Consider the following 16,007-nt stretch of genomic DNA (forward strand, 5'->3'; position numbering starts at 1 on the left):
TTTTGTTAAAGAGCAGTGCTGCGTCGCGTTTCGTTTGCGGCGTCAGCTGAGGAGGCGAACTATAGCGAAGCCCGCCACCCGCGTCAACACCCGCAAACGTACTTTTTGACACAAAAACCACAAACCATTGATTTCAATAAGCAAGCAGTCTGAAGAAAATTGAAAACCCAAGCCGGATTGGCTCTGCTACGCTGGACGCCAGACTCCTTCCAACTACCAAACCCTCATTAATTCATGCAACGACACTGGCTTTTCGATCTTGATGACACGCTGCACCACGCTGGCGCACAGGTGTTTCCGCTGATTACGCTGCGGATGACCAGTTACATCATGCAACACCTGCAGGTTGACGAAGACGAGGCCCACCGCCTGCGCAAGCTGTACTGGCATCGCTATGGCGCGACCCTTGGTGGCCTGGTCAGACATCACCGTGTCGACGCCGACCATTTTCTGCGCCACACCCACGACATGGACGAACTATTACCACTGATCGACAGCAGCAACCAGCTACCGCAATTGCTGAGCCGCCTGCCGGGACGCAAGTGGGTATTTTCCAATGGCCCGCAACACTATGTAGAGGCGCTGATCGAACACCTGCGCATCGGCCATCTATTTGAGGAGATTTTCGGCATCGAACGCTTCGGCCAGCCCAAGCCGCGGGCGGCCGCGTTTCGGCAGGTGCTGCGTCAAAGTGGGATTGCCGCCGAGCACTGCATCATGGTGGAAGATTCTGCAGCCAACCTGCGCACGGCACGACAGCTGGGCATGCGGACGGTGTGGATCAGCCAGCAGAAGCGCAAGCCGTGCTGGGTCGACTACCGCATCGGCAACCTGAGCCAGTTGCCGCGACTGGCAATTAGAGCCGCCCCTGCTGCCTGAGCGACAGCAGCAGGCAGGCAAATGCCGCCAGCGGCCACAAGTCGGCCACCAGGTCGACCAGCGCACTCATGTTCAACAGATGGCCGTAGCTCCAGCGGAACAGCGATAACACGTCGGACTGCAGACCGGACAGCGGCCAGAACGACACCACCAGCTGTGACAGCAGCAGGCACAGCATGGCGGCCAGGGTTTGCGGCCAACGTTGGCCGCGCGTCACCGCCCACACCAGCAACAGGCCGCCAAGCAGACCCAGCGCAACATTGAGGTTGACCCACTGGAAGAACAATGTCGGCTTTAGCAGCGCACCGGCGGTGACCAGCTTCAGCACGATCACCGTCAGCAGGAAGTAGACGATGGCGCGCAACTGGTACTGGCGCCGGCTGAGGAAGCAGGTCAGGAACAGCAGGCTACCGGCGAGATTGAGCATCGCGCTGCCGCCTTCGATCAGCATCAGGAACAATTGCGGATCCTGCAGCGGCGAGACATACGGCTGCGGCAATCCTTCCGGCAACACCACCATACCGAACAGCGGAATCGCCGGATTCAGCTGCGTCAGGAACCACAATCCGATCAGCAGCAACGCGTAGTCGGCACTGCTGTCGCTGACGAACCAGCGCCGGCGCAAGGCCTTGCCCTGCGCCCAGAAGCGGGAAAACAGCGGAAACGTCGCCAGCGTCGCACCGCAGGCGGCGCCGCCGACGTTGTACAGCACGTCAAGATTGGACGCGACGCGCAGCGGCAAGAACTGCTGCAGCGTCTCCACCAGCACACTACTGAGACTGGCCACCACCATCGCCAGCCCCCAGCCCTGCCACTTGCGATGCGGCACCAGCGCCAGGCTGAAGCCGTAGGGAATATAGATCAGCAGGTTGACGGCATTGTCGAAAAAACGGGTGTAGTACGGTAGTGGATAGAACAGGAAGTCGAACAGCGGCAAACCGGTATCCTGCCAGCCGCTGAACGGATAGGCACTGAGGAACACGATCAGCGCGGCATTGATCAATGCCGCGTGCAGTGCAACATGACTGCGATCGGAAACGTGGGGAACGGGAGCGGAACTCATCGGTATCGTATGGCCAGGCAAGCGGTTCAGGCCTGCGCCTCCGACCACACGCCCTCGTGGAAGAAGCGGCGATAGCGAGTCAGCCATGGCGCAATGTCGTAACCATTTTGCGCCAGCCAGGCTGGATCGAAGTAACTGTTGAGATAGCGGTTGCCGTCGTCACACAGCAGCGTGACGATGCTGCCGCTCTGGCCGTTACGCTGCATTTCCGCCGCCAGCTGGCAGACGCCGTAGAAATTGGTACCGGTGGAGCCACCGCACTTGCGCCCGAGCACCTCCTCCAGAAAATGCACCGCGGCATAGCTGGCGACGTTCGGCACGCGGATCATGTGATCCACCACCCCGGGAATGAAGGACGGCTCGACACGCGGGCGGCCGATACCTTCCACCCCGGAGCCGCCACTGCACTGCTGGTCGCGCTGGCCGCTATAGTAACTGTCGTAGAACACCGAGTTTTCCGGATCCACCACGCACACCCGCGTCGCCAGGCGCTGGTAGCGCACGTAACGGCCAAAGGTGGCGCTGGTGCCGCCGGTGCCGGCGCCGCACACGATCCACTCCGGTACCGGATGCGGCTCCAGCGCCATCTGCCGGAAGATGGTATCGGCGATATTGTTGTTGCCGCGCCAGTCGGTGGCACGCTCGGCGTAGGTGAACTGGTCCATGTAGTGGCCGTCCAGCTGCTGCGCCAGTTGCCGCGACACGTCATAGATGGTGGCCGGATCATCCACCAGGTGGCAGCGTCCGCCATAGAACTCGATGGCACGGATTTTCTCGGCCGAGGTACTGCGCGGCATCACCGCGATGAACGGCAGCCCCAGCAGACGGGCAAAGTAGGCTTCCGACACCGCAGTACTGCCGCTGGACGCCTCGATGATGCTGGTACCGGCCTTGATCCAGCCGTTGCACAAGCCGTAGAGGAACAGGGAGCGCGCCAGGCGGTGCTTGAGACTGCCGGTAGGATGAGTGGACTCGTCCTTGAAATAGAGCTGGATGTCGGGCAGCCCCGGCAGCGGCAAGGGAATCAGGTGCGTATCGCTGGAGCGATTGAAGTCTGCCTCGATCTTTTGTACCGCCTTCGCTACCCAGCTACTCATCACAATCTCCTTGGAATAGACGCATTGTACCCGAGTCATGCAAAAAGGGCGCCGCAGCGCCCTTTTTCATGCCAGCCGCAGCCGGTCGATCAGAACTTCATGCCGATACCGACGCTGGTCACCAGCGGGTTGATGTCGAGGGTGCCCAAATCGGTACCATTGGAGCTAACCTTGGTCTTGATCCACAGCTTTTTCATGTCCAGGTTCAGGAACACGTCCTTGGTCAGCGGCATGTCGATACCGACCTGCAGCGCCGGGCCAAAGCTGTTCTTTTTCACAGTCCAAGGCAGTACATCCGTGTTTTTCACACTGTAGAAACGGGTGTAGTTGATACCGGCACCGGCGTAAGGACGGAACTGGCCTTCCGGATTGAAGTGGTACTGCAGGGTCAGCGTCGGTGGCAGCACCTTAACAGAACCCAGCTTACCCAGATCGGAGGTCACATCGTGCTTGGATGTACCCAGAATCAGCTCGGCGCCGATGTTGTTGGTGAGCATGTAGGTGAAATCCAGCTCTGGGATTGTATCGTCCGAAACATCCGCGTGCACCGCTGCCAAGGTTTTATCAACCGAAGTCTGCGGGTTCACGTTAGTAATACGCAAACGTGCGATGATGTCGCCCTGTGCCGCGAAGGCACCAGCGGACAAGGAAGCCAGAATGGCGGCGATAGCGAATTTTTTCATGGTTATCTCCAAGCAAGTTCTGCGAAAATTCTTCTTGTTCGCCAAAGCACTCTTAATTGACCAGCAACTTGTCGAGCACGGCGAAGACGTGCGGCAAGAATAACCTTGCTCTGAAACAGGGTTTTTGCGTTAGATCATGAAACGATCATGAAATACCACGACCTGCGAGACTTCATTAGCCAACTGGAACGACAGCACGAGCTGAAGCGCATCAGCGTGCCGGTATCGCCACACCTGGAGATGACCGAGATCGGCGACCGCGTGCTGAAGGCCGGTGGCCCGGCACTGCTGTTCGAAACGCCGCAACAGGGCGACAAGCGCTACGACATCCCGGTGCTGGCCAATCTGTTCGGCACCCCCAAGCGCGTGGCGATGGGCATGGGCGCCAGCGACGTGATGCAGCTGCGCGAAATCGGCAAGACGCTGGCTTATCTGAAGGAGCCGGAACCGCCGAAGGGCTTGCGCGACGCGTGGGACAAGCTACCGCTGCTGAAGCAGGTGCTGTCGATGGCGCCGAAGGAAGTGAAGAAGGCGCCGTGCCAGGACATCGTGTGGGAAGGCGACGAGGTGGACCTGGCGCGGCTGCCGATCCAGCACTGTTGGCCCGGCGACGTGGCACCGCTGATTACCTGGGGCCTGACCGTGACGCGCGGCCCCAACAAGAAACGCCAGAACCTCGGCATCTACCGCCAGCAGGTGATCGGCCGCAACCGCGTGATCATGCGCTGGCTGGCACACCGTGGCGGCGCGCTGGACTACCGCGAGTTCCGTGCGGCCAACCCTGACAAGCCCTACCCGGTGGCGGTGGTACTGGGCTGCGACCCGGCCACCATCCTGGGCGCGGTGACCCCGGTGCCGGATACGCTGTCGGAATACCAGTTTGCCGGCCTGCTGCGCGGCAGCCGCACCGAGCTGGTGCAGTGCCTCGGCTCCGACCTGCAGGTACCGGCCAGCGCCGAAATCGTGCTGGAAGGCCACATCCACCCCAACGACATGGCAATGGAAGGCCCATACGGCGACCACACCGGCTACTACAACGAGCAGGACAGCTTCCCGGTGTTCACCATCGACCGCATCACCATGCGCGAGAACCCGATCTACCACAGCACCTACACCGGCAAGCCGCCGGACGAGCCGGCCATCCTCGGCGTGGCGTTGAACGAGGTGTTCGTGCCCATCCTGCAGAAGCAGTTTCCGGAGATCGTCGACTTCTACCTGCCGCCGGAAGGCTGCAGCTACCGCATGGCGGTGGTGTCGATCAAGAAGCAGTACCCCGGCCACGCCAAACGGGTGATGATGGGTTGCTGGAGCTTCCTGCGCCAGTTCATGTACACCAAGTTCATCGTGGTGGTCGACGACGACGTCAACACCCGCGACTGGAAGGAAGTGATCTGGGCGATCACCACGCGCATGGACCCGGTGCGCGACACCACCCTGATCGAGCACACCCCGATCGACTATCTCGACTTCGCCAGCCCGGTGTCCGGTCTCGGCGGCAAGATGGGGCTGGACGCCACCAACAAGCTGCCCGGTGAAACCAGCCGCGAATGGGGCACCCCGATCGTGATGGACGCCGCCACCCGCCAGCGCGTGGATAGCCTGTGGCAGCAACTGGGGCTGTAACACGCCGCCGTCGCAAATAATTGTGTTACCCCGGGCAGGGCGCGTTATCATCGCGCCCTGTCTGTACTTACCCCGGAGATCTCACCATGATTAATGCCAATTCCCGCCAGCGCCTGAAACGCCTGAAACCCCGCCAGCGCAAGAAGCTGCGCGTTGGTGAGTTCCAGGAACTGGGCTTTACCGTGATTGCCAATCTGAAAGAAGACGCCGCTGCCGGCGCCCACGACGGCCTGCTGGATGCCTGGCTGGACGCGGTCGAGCAGCACGGTGTCAGCTTTGGCGGCCACTTCAGCGACGGCCAGCTGGACGGCATCGTATTCCCGATCAACGGCGTGGCGGTCACCGCCGAGATGCGCAACGCGCTGAACACCTGGCTGCAGGCGCGCGCCGAAGTCAGCGACGTGGAATGCAGCGAGCTGCTGGACGTGTGGCACAGCGCCTGGTAAGGCTGCGGCCAACCTTGGCACCATGAAAAAAGCCTCCGCATGCGGAGGCTTTTTTCTATGCGCGCCAGAACCTGTTCACGATCTCGTGAGCCAAAGCCAGACAAGGCGGAATGGGCCAAAAAAGCGCCGTTGATGTTGATATCAATACGCATTTTTTGGCCAATGCCAACCAAGGATCAGCCACCTGGATATCAGGGCGCAGCAGATCGTGAACAGCTTCTCAGGGCGCGGTCAGCCGGCGCCGCGCATACAGCAACAGGCCGTCGGCCAGATGCTGGCATAGCCGCGGCGCGCGCGACGGCGGGCAAGGTTGGCCGCACAGCAGCGACGGATCGCCGGCCGCCGCCAGCGTCTGGCACAGCGACAGCTGTTCGTGCTGCCACGCCAGCCAGTCCGCCTCGCCGCGGCGTTGCAGGCGCTGATACTGCTGCGGCCACGGCGCACCGGACTGCACGGTGCGCCAACCGAAAAACAGCAGCGAATGCCACAGGGCAAAGCTGCTGCGACACTGGCGGCGGCACAAGGCCGGCAACACGGCGTTGACCGCCAGCAGCAAGGGCAACAAGGGCTGGGTCATGGGACCTCCTTTTTGTGCAATGCACAAAAGCGGTATAAACCGATTCTGCCGCCTTGCCAAGACACTTCGCCCTGCGGCTTCTCCCTACTGCCTGCCCCCCTTATTCGAATCGGCACAAAAAAAGGCGTCACCATGCGGAAAACCGCACGGGGACGCCCTATAAAGGGACCTACAAACTTACAGCGTCACCCAGCGCGGGCTGGTCAGCGCCTCCGGCTGCAGCAGCTTGTCCAGCTGTTCGCGCGTCAGCAGGCCGCGACGCAGCACGATGTCGTAGACGCTGCCGCCGTTGGCGTGCGCCTCGGTGGCCACTTCGGTGGCGGCGGCGTAGCCGATGTAGGGGTTGAGCGCCGTCACCAGACCGACGGAACGGTGCACGGTGTCCAGCAGGTAGTCGCGGTTGGCGGTGATGCCGACCACGCAGTTTTCGCGCAGCGTGTCGCAGGCCGCGGTCAGGTGGCTGACGCTGCGGAACAGGCTGTAGGCGATCACCGGTTCGAAGGCGTTCAGCTGCAGCTGGCCGGCTTCCGCCGCCATGGTCACCGTCATGTCGTTGCCGATCACTTCATACGCGACCTGGGTCACCACTTCCGGGATCACCGGGTTGACCTTGCCCGGCATGATGGAGGAGCCGGCCTGACGGGCTGGCAGGTTGATCTCGCCGAGGCCGGCGCGCGGCCCGGACGACAGCAGGCGCAGGTCGTTGCAGCTCTTGGACAGCTTCACCGCCACCCGCTTGAGCACGCCGGACAGCTGCACGAAGGCGCCGCAGTCCTGGGTCGCCTCGATCAGGTTGGGCGCGGTCTGCAGCGCGATGCCGGTCAGTGCCGACAGCTTTTCGCACACCAGCGGCGTGTAGTCCGGATGGGCGGTGATGCCGGTGCCGATGGCGGTGGCGCCGAGGTTGATCTCCAGCATCAGCGCGCTGGCTTCGTACAGGCGCTGCTCGTCCTCGCCCAGCATCACCGCGTAGGTGCGGAATTCCTGACCCAGGGTCATCGGTACCGCGTCCTGCAACTGGGTGCGGCCCATCTTCAGCACGCCGCCGAATTCGTCGGCCTTGTCGTCGAAAGCGTCACGCAGGCGCGCCATCGCCGCCAGCAGGCGCTGCACACCCCAGAACGTCGCCAGCCGCAACGCGGTCGGGTACACGTCGTTGGTGCTCTGCCCCATGTTGACGTGCTCGTTGGGGTGCAGGTACTGGTACTCGCCCTTGCCGTGGCCGAGGATCTCCAGCGCGCGGTTGGCGATCACCTCGTTGGCGTTCATGTTGGTGGAGGTGCCGGCACCGCCCTGGATCACGTCGACCACGAACTGCTCGTGCAGCTTGCCGCCGCGGATTTCCTCGCACGCCAGCACGATGGCGTCCTTGTGCACGGTGCCGAGCAGGCCGAGCTGGTGGTTGGCCTGCGCCGCCGCCTGCTTGATCACCGCCAGCGCGCGGATCAGGTCGCCGTAGCCGGCGATGGTCTGGCCGGTAATCGGGAAGTTCTCGATGGCGCGCAGGGTATGCACACCCCAGTAAACGTGGGCAGGGACCTCGCGGTCGCCGAGCAGATCGTGTTCAAGACGGGTCGACATGGTGGTGTTCTTGTGTGGGGAAGGATGGCCGCCACTGTAGCGCCGCCGTCGCCACCACGACCAATTCCGAATGGCGATGGGATGATGCAGGATTTGCATGATCGTTGATCATGCCGGCAACGCACCATTAAAACCCAATAACATGCAGCCAAAATTGCAACAAGGTTGGCCGCAATACGGGGCCGCGCCGTGCTACACCGCCGGATAGCGCGCCGCCAGCTGCTGCCACAGCGCATCCAGCGCCGGCAGTTCGCGTCGCGCATCGCGGTAGACGCGGATCTCCATCGGCAGCGTCCACTGCTCGCCACCGGCGGCACACAACTGGCCGGCCGCCAACTCGCGCTGCACCGCGCTGTGCGGCAGGAAGGCGACGCCGTGCCCTTCCAGCACCATCGCCTTCAGCCCCTCGGCCATGTCGGTCTCGAAGCACTGCCGCAGCGCGCACACCGCCGGTGCCCGCTCCAGGATCAGGTCGGTCATGCGCCGGAAGTAGGCGTTCTGGCCGTAGCCGAGGAAGGGCAGCGGCGCGGCGCTGCTGCCGGGCAGCTGCCACTGCGGCTGGCCGTCGGGCATGGCGCGCGCGAACGGCCCCAGCGTCTCGCTGCCCAGGCGCAGGCCGGGATAGCGGCCGGCGCTCAGCTCCACCGGATGGCGCGGATGGTGGTAACACAGCAGCAGGTCGGCATTACCCTCCACCAGCGCCACCACCGCGTCGTGCACGTTGTGCGCCAGCAGGCGCCACGACACCTCGCCCAGCGCCGCGCGCTCGTCCGCCAGCCAGCGCGGCACGAAGCCGAACGACAGCGTGTGCGGCACCGCCAGCGTCAGCGTGGTGCCGTCCGCCGCGTGCAGGCCGCGCAGCAGGGTGCGGGTGCTGGACAGCTCGCCGACCAGCTGCCGCGCCTTGTCCAGCAGCAGCTCGCCGGCCGGCGTCAGCCGCGTCGGCCAGGTGGTGCGGTCGATCAGGTCGGCACCCAGCCACTGCTCCAGCGCCTTGATACGGCGCGAGAACGCCGGTTGCGTCAGGTGGCGCAATTCGGCGGAGCGGGTAAAGCTGCCGGTCTCGGCCAATACCAGAAAGTCTTCCAGCCAGCGGGTTTCCATAGCACACCTCCTGCAATGGCCTGCAGCGTAATCGCTCCGCCGGCCACACGCAAAAAAGGTTGGCCGCATGAGTGATCATGCGGCCAACCTTTTTCATGACATCAACGGGCGCCTTCAGTCGCGTTCCAGCTCCCACAGTGCCGACTGCAGCGACTCCATGCGCGCATCCAGCGCGCTGCGGGCGTCGGCCAGCGCGCGGTTGTAGATCGCCGGGCCGATGCGCCCGGCAACAAACAGCAGCAGCGACTGCGCATCGAACGTGCCCAGCTCCACCCCGAACTCGCTATCCAGCTGGCGCTGCAGTGCGGGGGCCAGCTCGACAAGCTGGGCAGGGCTGAGGAAACGTTCGTCGCGACTCATGGCAAGACTCCGGAATGACAGGCTGCCGCCGGGCGGCGGCAGCGCAAAACGCGCAGTCTATCAGCCCTGCTTGGCCAGTGCCGGTTGCAGCTCGACGTCACGGCCCTGCGGCTCGATGTCGTCATCGTCATCCAGTTGCGGCAGGGCGGCGGTCAGTTCCTTCTCGGTCTTGGCGACCACGCTGGCGGCGATGGCGTTACCCAGCACGTTGGTGGCGGAGCGGCCCATGTCCAGGAAGTGGTCGACGCCCAGCAGCAGCAGCAGGCCGGCTTCCGGAATGTTGAACTGCGCCAGGGTGGCGGCGATCACCACCAGCGACGCGCGTGGCACGCCGGCCATGCCCTTGGACGTCACCATCAGGATCAGCAGCATGGTGATTTCCTGCGACAGCGTCAGGTCGATACCGTAGGCCTGGGCGATGAAGATGGTGGCAAAGGTGCAGTACATCATCGAGCCGTCGAGGTTGAACGAGTAACCCATCGGCAGCACGAAGCTGGCGATACGGTCGGAGCAGCCGAAGCGCTTCAGGCGGTCCAGGGTCTTCGGATAGGCCGCCTCGGAGCTGGCGGTGGAGAAGGCCAGCAGTGCCGGCTCGCGCACGGCGCGCAACAGCTCGATGACGCGGCCCTTCAGGAAGATCGCACCCATGGCCAGCAGCGCCAGCCACAGCAGGCTCAGCGACATGTAGAACTGCGCCATGAAGCTGCCGTAGGTGGACAGGATGCCCAGGCCTTCCTTGGCCACCATGCCGGCGATCGCGGCAAACACCGCGAACGGCGCGAAGTTCATCACGTAGCCGGTGACCTTCAGCATGATATGGGCGACGGCGTCGATGGCGTCGATCAGGCCCTTGGCCTTGTCGCCGATGGCGGCGGCACCGGTACCGAAGAACAGCGAGAACACCACGATGGCGAGGATCTCGTTCTTGGCCAGCGCGTCGAACACGCTCTTCGGAATCAGGTGGCTGATGAAGTCCTTCAGTGTCAGCGCGCCCTTCTCGATGCCGGAGCTGGCGGTAATGTCCGGCAGCGGCAGGCTGAGGCCGACACCCGGCTTCAGCAGGTTGACCATCACCAGGCCCAGCATCAGGGACACCAGCGAGGCGGTCACGAACCAGCCCATCGCCTTGGCACCGATGCGGCCAACGGTAGCGGAGTCACCCATGCGTGCAATGCCGACCACCAGGGTGGAGAACACCAGCGGCGCGATGATCATCTTGATCAGACGCAGGAAGACGTCGGTCAGGATGGACAGATTGTCGGCAAAGGATTTGATGGCTTCCGGGCTGCCGGCCATCTCGCGCCAGGCATAACCGGTGATGATGCCCAGCACCATTGCGGCCAGGATCATCGTTGTCAGTCGATTCAGTTTCACGGGGACTCCATGCATATGAGGGTCAATAACACTTTCGTGGTTCCGGCCAGGCCGGCATACGGCATCTGGTGTGCCGTTTTCTATTGGCAGCCCCTACAGCACAGACCGTGCCAGCCTTCACCACAACCAAGCCGTTGATTTACAAGGAATACTCTCGTCATGAGCGGTCCTCAGAACGGCAGACCGAATACCCACCCGATCGGCATCCGGATTTCCGAACACCCGGCCGCCGCCGCACGGCCATAAAAAAACCGCCCGTCATGGCTGGCATGACGGGCGGTTTGCTGGCAGGGCGGCTTCAGTCGCTGCGGCCGGCGGCCTGTGCCACCCAGTCGGCGGTGTGCGCCGCCGCCTTGAATTCGTGCACCACCTGTTGCAGCTCGGCAAAGGCGCGCGGCGCGTCCAGCGCGGCGCAGGCACTGCGCAAGGCCGCCAGATGGCCGGCCAGCTGCGCCGGCGGCAGGTGGTACTCCTGCGCGCGCATGATGCGCGGATGGTCGGTGGCCAGCACGCCGTCGCCGATCAGCAGCTCCTCGTACAGCTTCTCGCCCGGACGCAGCCCGGTGCAGCGGATCTCGATGTCGCCGTGCGGATGGTAGTCGTCGCGCACCTCCAGCCCGGACAGATGAATCATGCGCCGTGCCAGATCGATGATCTTCACCGGCTCACCCATGTCCAGCACGAACACGTCGCCGCCCTCACCCATCGCGCCGGCCTGGATCACCAGCTGCGCCGCCTCGGGGATGGTCATGAAGTAGCGGGTGATGTCCGGATGGGTCAGCGTCACCGGCCCGCCGCTGGCGATCTGCTGCTTGAACAGCGGCACCACCGAGCCGGAGCTGCCCAGCACGTTGCCGAAGCGCACCATCACGAAACGGGTGCGGCTGCCGGCGGCGTGGCGCGCCTGCAGCGTCAGCTCGGCCAGGCGCTTGCTGGCGCCCATCACGTTGGTTGGCCGCACGGCTTTATCGGTGGAAATCAGCACGAAGGTGGCGACGCCGGCGTCCTGCGCCGCCTGCGCGCAGCTGTCGGTACCGAAGGCATTGTTGACGATGCCGGCCACCGGATTGTGCTCCACCATCGGCACGTGCTTGTAGGCGGCGGCGTGGTACACCGTCTCCACCGCGAACGCCTGCAGCACCGAGGAGAGCCGAGCGGTATCGGTGACGCTACCCAGCACCGGCGTGCGCGCTACCGCCGGCGCCAGCCGCGCCAGCTCCTGGTCGATCGCGTACAGCGCGTATTCACTCAGTTCGAACAGCACGATGCGCGCCGGCCGGTTTTTCACGATCTGGCGGCACAGCTCGGCGCCGATGGAGCCGCCGGCGCCGGTGACCATCACCACCTTGCCGCGGATATTGGCGGCCAGCAGTTCCGGCTGCGGCGGCACCTGGTCGCGGCCGAGCACGTCGTCGATCTCCACCTCGCGCAGCTCTTCCACCCGCACCTCGCCGGACACCAGATCGGCCATCCCCGGCAGGCGCTTGATCGGCACGTGCAGGGTTTCCAGCTGCTCCAGGATCTGGCGGTGGCGGCCACGGCTGGCCGACGGCATCGCCAGCAGGATCGCCTCCGCGCCGCTGTCCTGCAGCAATTGCGGCAGGGTCAGCGGATCGTGCACCGTCAGGCCGCGGAAGGTGCGGCGCCACAGCTGCGGGTTGTCGTCGACAAAGGCCAGCGGCCGGTATTCGCGGCCCTCGTGCAAGGCCGCCATCAGCTGCAGCCCGGCACGGCCGGCGCCGTAGATGATCACCGGCCGCCGCGGCGCGTCCAGCGCGTCGATACGGCGCACGATGCCGCGCAGGAAAAAGCGGCTGCCGCCGATATAGGCCATCGCGAATACCCAGAAGATCACGATGGCGGTACGCGGGAACGGCGCGATGCCGGCCATCAGGATCACCGCCATCAGCAGCAGCACCGACAGCGACACGCCGACGAACACGGTGTACACGATGCGGTCGTCGAGGAATTTCAGCACCGCGCGGTACAGGCCGAGCTTGATGAAGATGGGCAGCACCCACAGCGGCGGCACCGCGAAAATCCACAGGTACGGGTCCAGCTTCGGATCCCAGTTGCCGCCCAGGCGCAGCAGCACCGCGCTCCACAGCGCCAGCGGCAGCAGCAGCGCATCCAGCAGCATCAACAGCGCCATCTTGTGGTGGCGCGAGAAGGACAGCAGTTTTTCCAGCATGTTGTTCCCAAGGTTGGCCGCAGACAGGGCCGAAAGCCTAGCGCGACACGATCTTCAGCAAGGTGGCAAGGATGATCTGCACATCGCCCCACAGCGTGTAGCTGCGCGCGTATTGCAGGTAGTAATCCAGCTTCTGCGGCAGGATCGATTCGATATACATCTTTTCTGCATCTGCCGCTTTGCCGAGCAGCTCGTTCTCGTCGATCATGCGGATCGACGCCCAATCGGTAATGCCGGGGCGCACCGACAGCACGACCTCCTTCACCCGCGCCGGATAAAGCGCCACGTACTTCGGCACCTCCGGGCGCGGCCCGACCAGGCTCATGTCGCCGAACAGCACGTCCAGCAGCTGCGGCAGCTCGTCCAGCTTGGTCTTGCGCAGCAGGCGACCGGCGCGGGTGACGCGGGCGTCGGCGCCCACCGTCAGCTGGCCGGCGGCTTCGGCATTGATCTGCATGGTGCGGAACTTGTGGATGCGGAACAGCTGGCCGCCGCGCCCTACCCGCACCTGGCGGAAGAACACCGGGCCCGGCGAATCCAGCTTCACCCACAACGCGATGGCCAGCAGCAGCGGCCAGATCAGCCACAACCCGGCCAGCACCGCCGTCAGGTCGAACAGGCGCTTGACGATCGGCGAGCCGTGGGTAGCGGCCAAGGTTGGCCGCAGATTATCCGGTAGCCCAAAGCTGCTGCGCGACCCGTCTGCGGCGTTGGCCGATGCTCGCGCGGCACCGTCCGTACTCTCTCGGTCGCTGCGCGCCGTCCGCCCTGCCTCCGCGCCGCTCGCGACGCCTTGCTTGTTTTCTGGCTGGTCGCTCATCACTTGCCCAGCACTTCGCGCACCGCGGCGATCACGCGGCGCTGGTCGTCGTCCGTCATGCGCGTATACAGCGGCAGCGTCACCTCGGCCTCGAACGCCGCGTCGGCCACCGGGAAGTCCTCGCGCTTCAGGCCGTAACCATCGCGCCACACCGGCTGGCGATGCAGCGGGATGAAGTGCACCGAGCAGCCGATGCCCAGCTCGGCCATGCGCACGATGAAGTCGTCACGGCTGATGCCGGCTTCCGGCTTCAGCCGTACCGGGTACAGGTGCCAGGCGTGGTTGCTGCCGGCATCCACCGGCCGCGCCGGCAGGATCAGCGGCAGGTCGGCCAGCGCCTCATCGTAGCGGGCGGCCAAGGTTTCGCGCTTCAGCAGGAAGGCGTTGATCTTCTTCAGCTGGTGGATGCCCATCGCCGCGGCGGTGTCCGGCATGTTGTACTTGTAGCCGGGGGCGACCACCTCGTAATACCAGGCCGGCGTCTTGGAGGTGTAGCGGTCGAAGGCATCGCGGCTGATGCCGTGCAGGCGCATCACCTTGCAGCGGGCGATGACGTCCTTGTTCTTGGACACCACCATGCCGCCCTCACCGGTAGTCATGGTCTTGTTGGCGTAGAAGCTGAACACGGTGACGTCGGAATCCAGCGTGCCGATCAGCTTGCCCTTGTAGTACGTCGGCATCGCGTGGGCGGCGTCCTCGACGATCTTCAACCCGTGCTCGCGGGCAATGGCGATGATGGCGTCCATGTCGCAGGCGAGACCGGCGAAGTGCACCGGCATGATCGCGCGGGTCTTGGCCGTGATCGCGGCGCGGATCGCCTCCGGACGGATATTGAACGTCGCCGCATCGACATCGACACACACCGGATGCGCGCCGAGGTAGCGCACCACCTCGGCGGTGGCGGTAAAGGTGTAGCTGGGCACGATCACCTCGTCGCCCGGGCCGATACCGACCGCCTCCAGTGCCAGGTGCAGGCCGGCGGTGGCGGAGTTCACCGCGATCGCTTCCACGCCATCACCGATAAACGCCGCAAAATCGGCCTCGAACTGCTTGGTCTTGGGGCCGGTGGTCACCCAGCCGGAACGCAGCGCGTCGACCACTTCGTTGATTTCGTCTTCGCCGATGTCAGGCAGGGCGAAGGGGAGGAATTTCTGTTCGGTCATTACTTTTGTCTTTCGTTCATTCCGGCCGGTTATCCCCGCCGGTTCATCATTCTTGCTTGCGGCCAACCTTGACGGGTTACGCTGCGCTAACCCGACCTACCTTGAAACCTGAAATGTTGGCCGCAACGTCTGCTACGCGTCAAACCCGTAGCCCGGATAAGCGCAGCGCATCCGGGAAACACGCGCCACCTGCCGCCAACACACGCCATCCTGCCCCGGATGCTACTTACCTTTTATGATTAATAGAAAAATCAACAATCCGCTTTATTAACAATGCAGCCGAATAAACAAACCCATCTACCATGATGAAAGATACTGCAATCCAGAAACCTCTAACCTGTCCATCATCATAAAAATACATCCACAAGAACATCAATAAACCTATGAAGAAACTTTGAATAAAATTTGGCAGAAATCTATCTTCACTCACCTTGGGATAACGAACCCCTACCGTATAAAAATCCATAATGGCAGTATATATGGAATTATTTCTATACAACTCACCTCGCTTACAAACCCCTTCCCCATTACTTTTACCTTGCAGGAGGCGAGAACAGTAATCAAGCAAATTCAATATAGAAAAGAACAAAATAAAACCTTGAAGATAATGCACTGCCGAATGAGTGGGAATCAATAAAAAATAAACTTGCAAAGGCCAAATGAGAAATATACAAATAATAAAAAAGACCGTGTGAAAAACTTTCATTGGCACTATCCATTTTTTTAAAAATTACAATTAGAAGCGCACCAAGTAATCACGCATAGTTAAATTTGTGTTCCGCCCCATTTTATCTAGCCCAACATTTACCGCGCACATCACACCTCATACACCCAAACTATAGGGTGGAAGCCCAAACTGTATCGGGGCGTTCCCCCACTCCGCAAACCACGCCATCAATCAACATCAAAACCTTGCGGCCAACGTTGGCCGCAACGTCTGCGACGCGCCCGTCCCGTCAGCCGCGCGCCGGACAAACCGTTCGCGCCAAGGATAAACGCCGCCGCATGTCCGAGCGCAGCGAGTTCGGCGGCGCCTTGGCGCGGGC

15 protein-coding genes are annotated in these 16,007 nt (G+C 63.0%); 3 read left to right on the forward strand and 12 right to left on the reverse strand.

The annotated features are described in order from the left end of the window. The first annotated feature begins 234 nt into the window (after positions 1-234). Positions 235-879 (forward strand): pyrimidine 5'-nucleotidase, encoded by a 645-nt coding sequence (locus tag NOM55_RS16215; RefSeq protein WP_255909678.1) that lies wholly within the window; start codon positions 235-237, stop codon positions 877-879. Here NOM55_RS16215 and NOM55_RS16220 read toward each other — a convergent pair. The 3 genes from NOM55_RS16220 to NOM55_RS16230 all read right to left on the reverse strand — a co-directional run bounded on the left by NOM55_RS16220 (position 857) and on the right by NOM55_RS16230 (position 3,722). After that, on the reverse strand, positions 857-1,942 hold the full coding sequence (locus tag NOM55_RS16220) for a VanZ family protein (protein WP_255909680.1): 1,086 nt from the start codon (positions 1,940-1,942) through the stop codon (positions 857-859). The two genes, NOM55_RS16215 and NOM55_RS16220, sit on opposite strands and share 23 nt — an antisense overlap. Positions 1,943-1,968: 26 nt before the next feature. Next, positions 1,969-3,039, reverse strand: a complete 1,071-nt coding sequence (locus NOM55_RS16225) for a PLP-dependent cysteine synthase family protein (protein WP_305118956.1) — start codon at positions 3,037-3,039, stop codon at positions 1,969-1,971. A gap of 89 nt (positions 3,040-3,128) precedes the next feature. Then, complete coding sequence (locus NOM55_RS16230) at positions 3,129-3,722, reverse strand: OmpW family protein (protein WP_255909682.1); 594 nt, start codon at positions 3,720-3,722, stop codon at positions 3,129-3,131. A gap of 147 nt (positions 3,723-3,869) precedes the next feature. Between NOM55_RS16230 and ubiD the strand changes: the two genes are divergently transcribed. After that, positions 3,870-5,345 (forward strand): 4-hydroxy-3-polyprenylbenzoate decarboxylase, encoded by a 1,476-nt coding sequence (gene ubiD / locus NOM55_RS16235; RefSeq protein WP_255909684.1) that lies wholly within the window; start codon positions 3,870-3,872, stop codon positions 5,343-5,345. 86 nt (positions 5,346-5,431) lie between these two features. Continuing rightward, positions 5,432-5,791: a YggL family protein gene (locus tag NOM55_RS16240; protein ID WP_120809366.1), complete on the forward strand. Its 360-nt coding sequence runs from the start codon at positions 5,432-5,434 to the stop codon at positions 5,789-5,791. A 220-nt stretch (positions 5,792-6,011) separates the two neighbouring features. Here NOM55_RS16240 and NOM55_RS16245 read toward each other — a convergent pair whose 3' ends face one another. From NOM55_RS16245 to NOM55_RS16285, 9 genes are all read right to left on the reverse strand, one after another. Continuing rightward, positions 6,012-6,368: a hypothetical protein gene (locus tag NOM55_RS16245; protein WP_255909685.1), complete on the reverse strand. Its 357-nt coding sequence runs from the start codon at positions 6,366-6,368 to the stop codon at positions 6,012-6,014. Between the two features lie 177 nt (positions 6,369-6,545). Further along, positions 6,546-7,949, reverse strand: a complete 1,404-nt coding sequence (gene aspA, locus NOM55_RS16250) for an aspartate ammonia-lyase (RefSeq protein WP_047967654.1) — start codon at positions 7,947-7,949, stop codon at positions 6,546-6,548. Between the two features lie 192 nt (positions 7,950-8,141). Then, positions 8,142-9,053 (reverse strand): LysR substrate-binding domain-containing protein, encoded by a 912-nt coding sequence (locus NOM55_RS16255; RefSeq protein ID WP_255909686.1) that lies wholly within the window; start codon positions 9,051-9,053, stop codon positions 8,142-8,144. A 114-nt stretch (positions 9,054-9,167) separates the two neighbouring features. Beyond that, positions 9,168-9,413, reverse strand: coding sequence for a DUF2164 domain-containing protein (locus tag NOM55_RS16260; protein WP_255909687.1), 246 nt, complete (start codon positions 9,411-9,413; stop codon positions 9,168-9,170). Between the two features lie 60 nt (positions 9,414-9,473). After that, on the reverse strand, positions 9,474-10,787 hold the full coding sequence (locus NOM55_RS16265; protein ID WP_047967657.1) for a dicarboxylate/amino acid:cation symporter: 1,314 nt from the start codon (positions 10,785-10,787) through the stop codon (positions 9,474-9,476). Between the two features lie 298 nt (positions 10,788-11,085). Further along, on the reverse strand, positions 11,086-12,978 hold the full coding sequence (locus tag NOM55_RS16270; protein WP_255909688.1) for a nucleoside-diphosphate sugar epimerase/dehydratase: 1,893 nt from the start codon (positions 12,976-12,978) through the stop codon (positions 11,086-11,088). Between the two features lie 37 nt (positions 12,979-13,015). After that, the gene (locus NOM55_RS16275) at positions 13,016-13,633 is read right to left on the reverse strand and encodes a sugar transferase (protein ID WP_304413452.1); all 618 of its coding nucleotides are present in this window, start codon (positions 13,631-13,633) and stop codon (positions 13,016-13,018) included. A 164-nt stretch (positions 13,634-13,797) separates the two neighbouring features. Next, the gene (locus NOM55_RS16280; protein WP_255909690.1) at positions 13,798-14,961 is read right to left on the reverse strand and encodes a DegT/DnrJ/EryC1/StrS aminotransferase family protein; all 1,164 of its coding nucleotides are present in this window, start codon (positions 14,959-14,961) and stop codon (positions 13,798-13,800) included. Positions 14,962-15,187: 226 nt separating this feature from the next. Further along, positions 15,188-15,667 (reverse strand): hypothetical protein, encoded by a 480-nt coding sequence (locus NOM55_RS16285; protein WP_255909692.1) that lies wholly within the window; start codon positions 15,665-15,667, stop codon positions 15,188-15,190. Positions 15,668-16,007: the final 340 nt, after the last annotated feature.

This window comes from Vogesella sp. AC12 (genome assembly GCF_024437575.1).
Taxonomy (GTDB): Bacteria; Pseudomonadota; Gammaproteobacteria; order Burkholderiales; family Chromobacteriaceae; genus Vogesella; species Vogesella indigofera.

What these genes read in the sequence shown, in the direction of transcription:
- NOM55_RS16215 (WP_255909678.1), top strand. Translation starts at nt 235, where the DNA reads ATGCAACGACACTGGCTTTTCGATCTTGATGACACGCTGCACCACGCT.
- NOM55_RS16240 (WP_120809366.1), top strand. Translation starts at nt 5,432, where the DNA reads ATGATTAATGCCAATTCCCGCCAGCGCCTGAAACGCCTGAAACCCCGC.
- NOM55_RS16230 (WP_255909682.1), bottom strand. Translation starts at nt 3,722, where the DNA reads ATGAAAAAATTCGCTATCGCCGCCATTCTGGCTTCCTTGTCCGCTGGT.
- NOM55_RS16255 (WP_255909686.1), bottom strand. Translation starts at nt 9,053, where the DNA reads ATGGAAACCCGCTGGCTGGAAGACTTTCTGGTATTGGCCGAGACCGGC.
- ubiD (WP_255909684.1), top strand. Translation starts at nt 3,870, where the DNA reads ATGAAATACCACGACCTGCGAGACTTCATTAGCCAACTGGAACGACAG.
- NOM55_RS16270 (WP_255909688.1), bottom strand. Translation starts at nt 12,978, where the DNA reads ATGCTGGAAAAACTGCTGTCCTTCTCGCGCCACCACAAGATGGCGCTG.
- NOM55_RS16220 (WP_255909680.1), bottom strand. Translation starts at nt 1,942, where the DNA reads ATGAGTTCCGCTCCCGTTCCCCACGTTTCCGATCGCAGTCATGTTGCA.
- NOM55_RS16245 (WP_255909685.1), bottom strand. Translation starts at nt 6,368, where the DNA reads ATGACCCAGCCCTTGTTGCCCTTGCTGCTGGCGGTCAACGCCGTGTTG.
- NOM55_RS16260 (WP_255909687.1), bottom strand. Translation starts at nt 9,413, where the DNA reads ATGAGTCGCGACGAACGTTTCCTCAGCCCTGCCCAGCTTGTCGAGCTG.
- aspA (WP_047967654.1), bottom strand. Translation starts at nt 7,949, where the DNA reads ATGTCGACCCGTCTTGAACACGATCTGCTCGGCGACCGCGAGGTCCCT.
- NOM55_RS16225 (WP_305118956.1), bottom strand. Translation starts at nt 3,039, where the DNA reads ATGAGTAGCTGGGTAGCGAAGGCGGTACAAAAGATCGAGGCAGACTTC.
- NOM55_RS16285 (WP_255909692.1), bottom strand. Translation starts at nt 15,667, where the DNA reads ATGAAAGTTTTTCACACGGTCTTTTTTATTATTTGTATATTTCTCATT.
- NOM55_RS16280 (WP_255909690.1), bottom strand. Translation starts at nt 14,961, where the DNA reads ATGACCGAACAGAAATTCCTCCCCTTCGCCCTGCCTGACATCGGCGAA.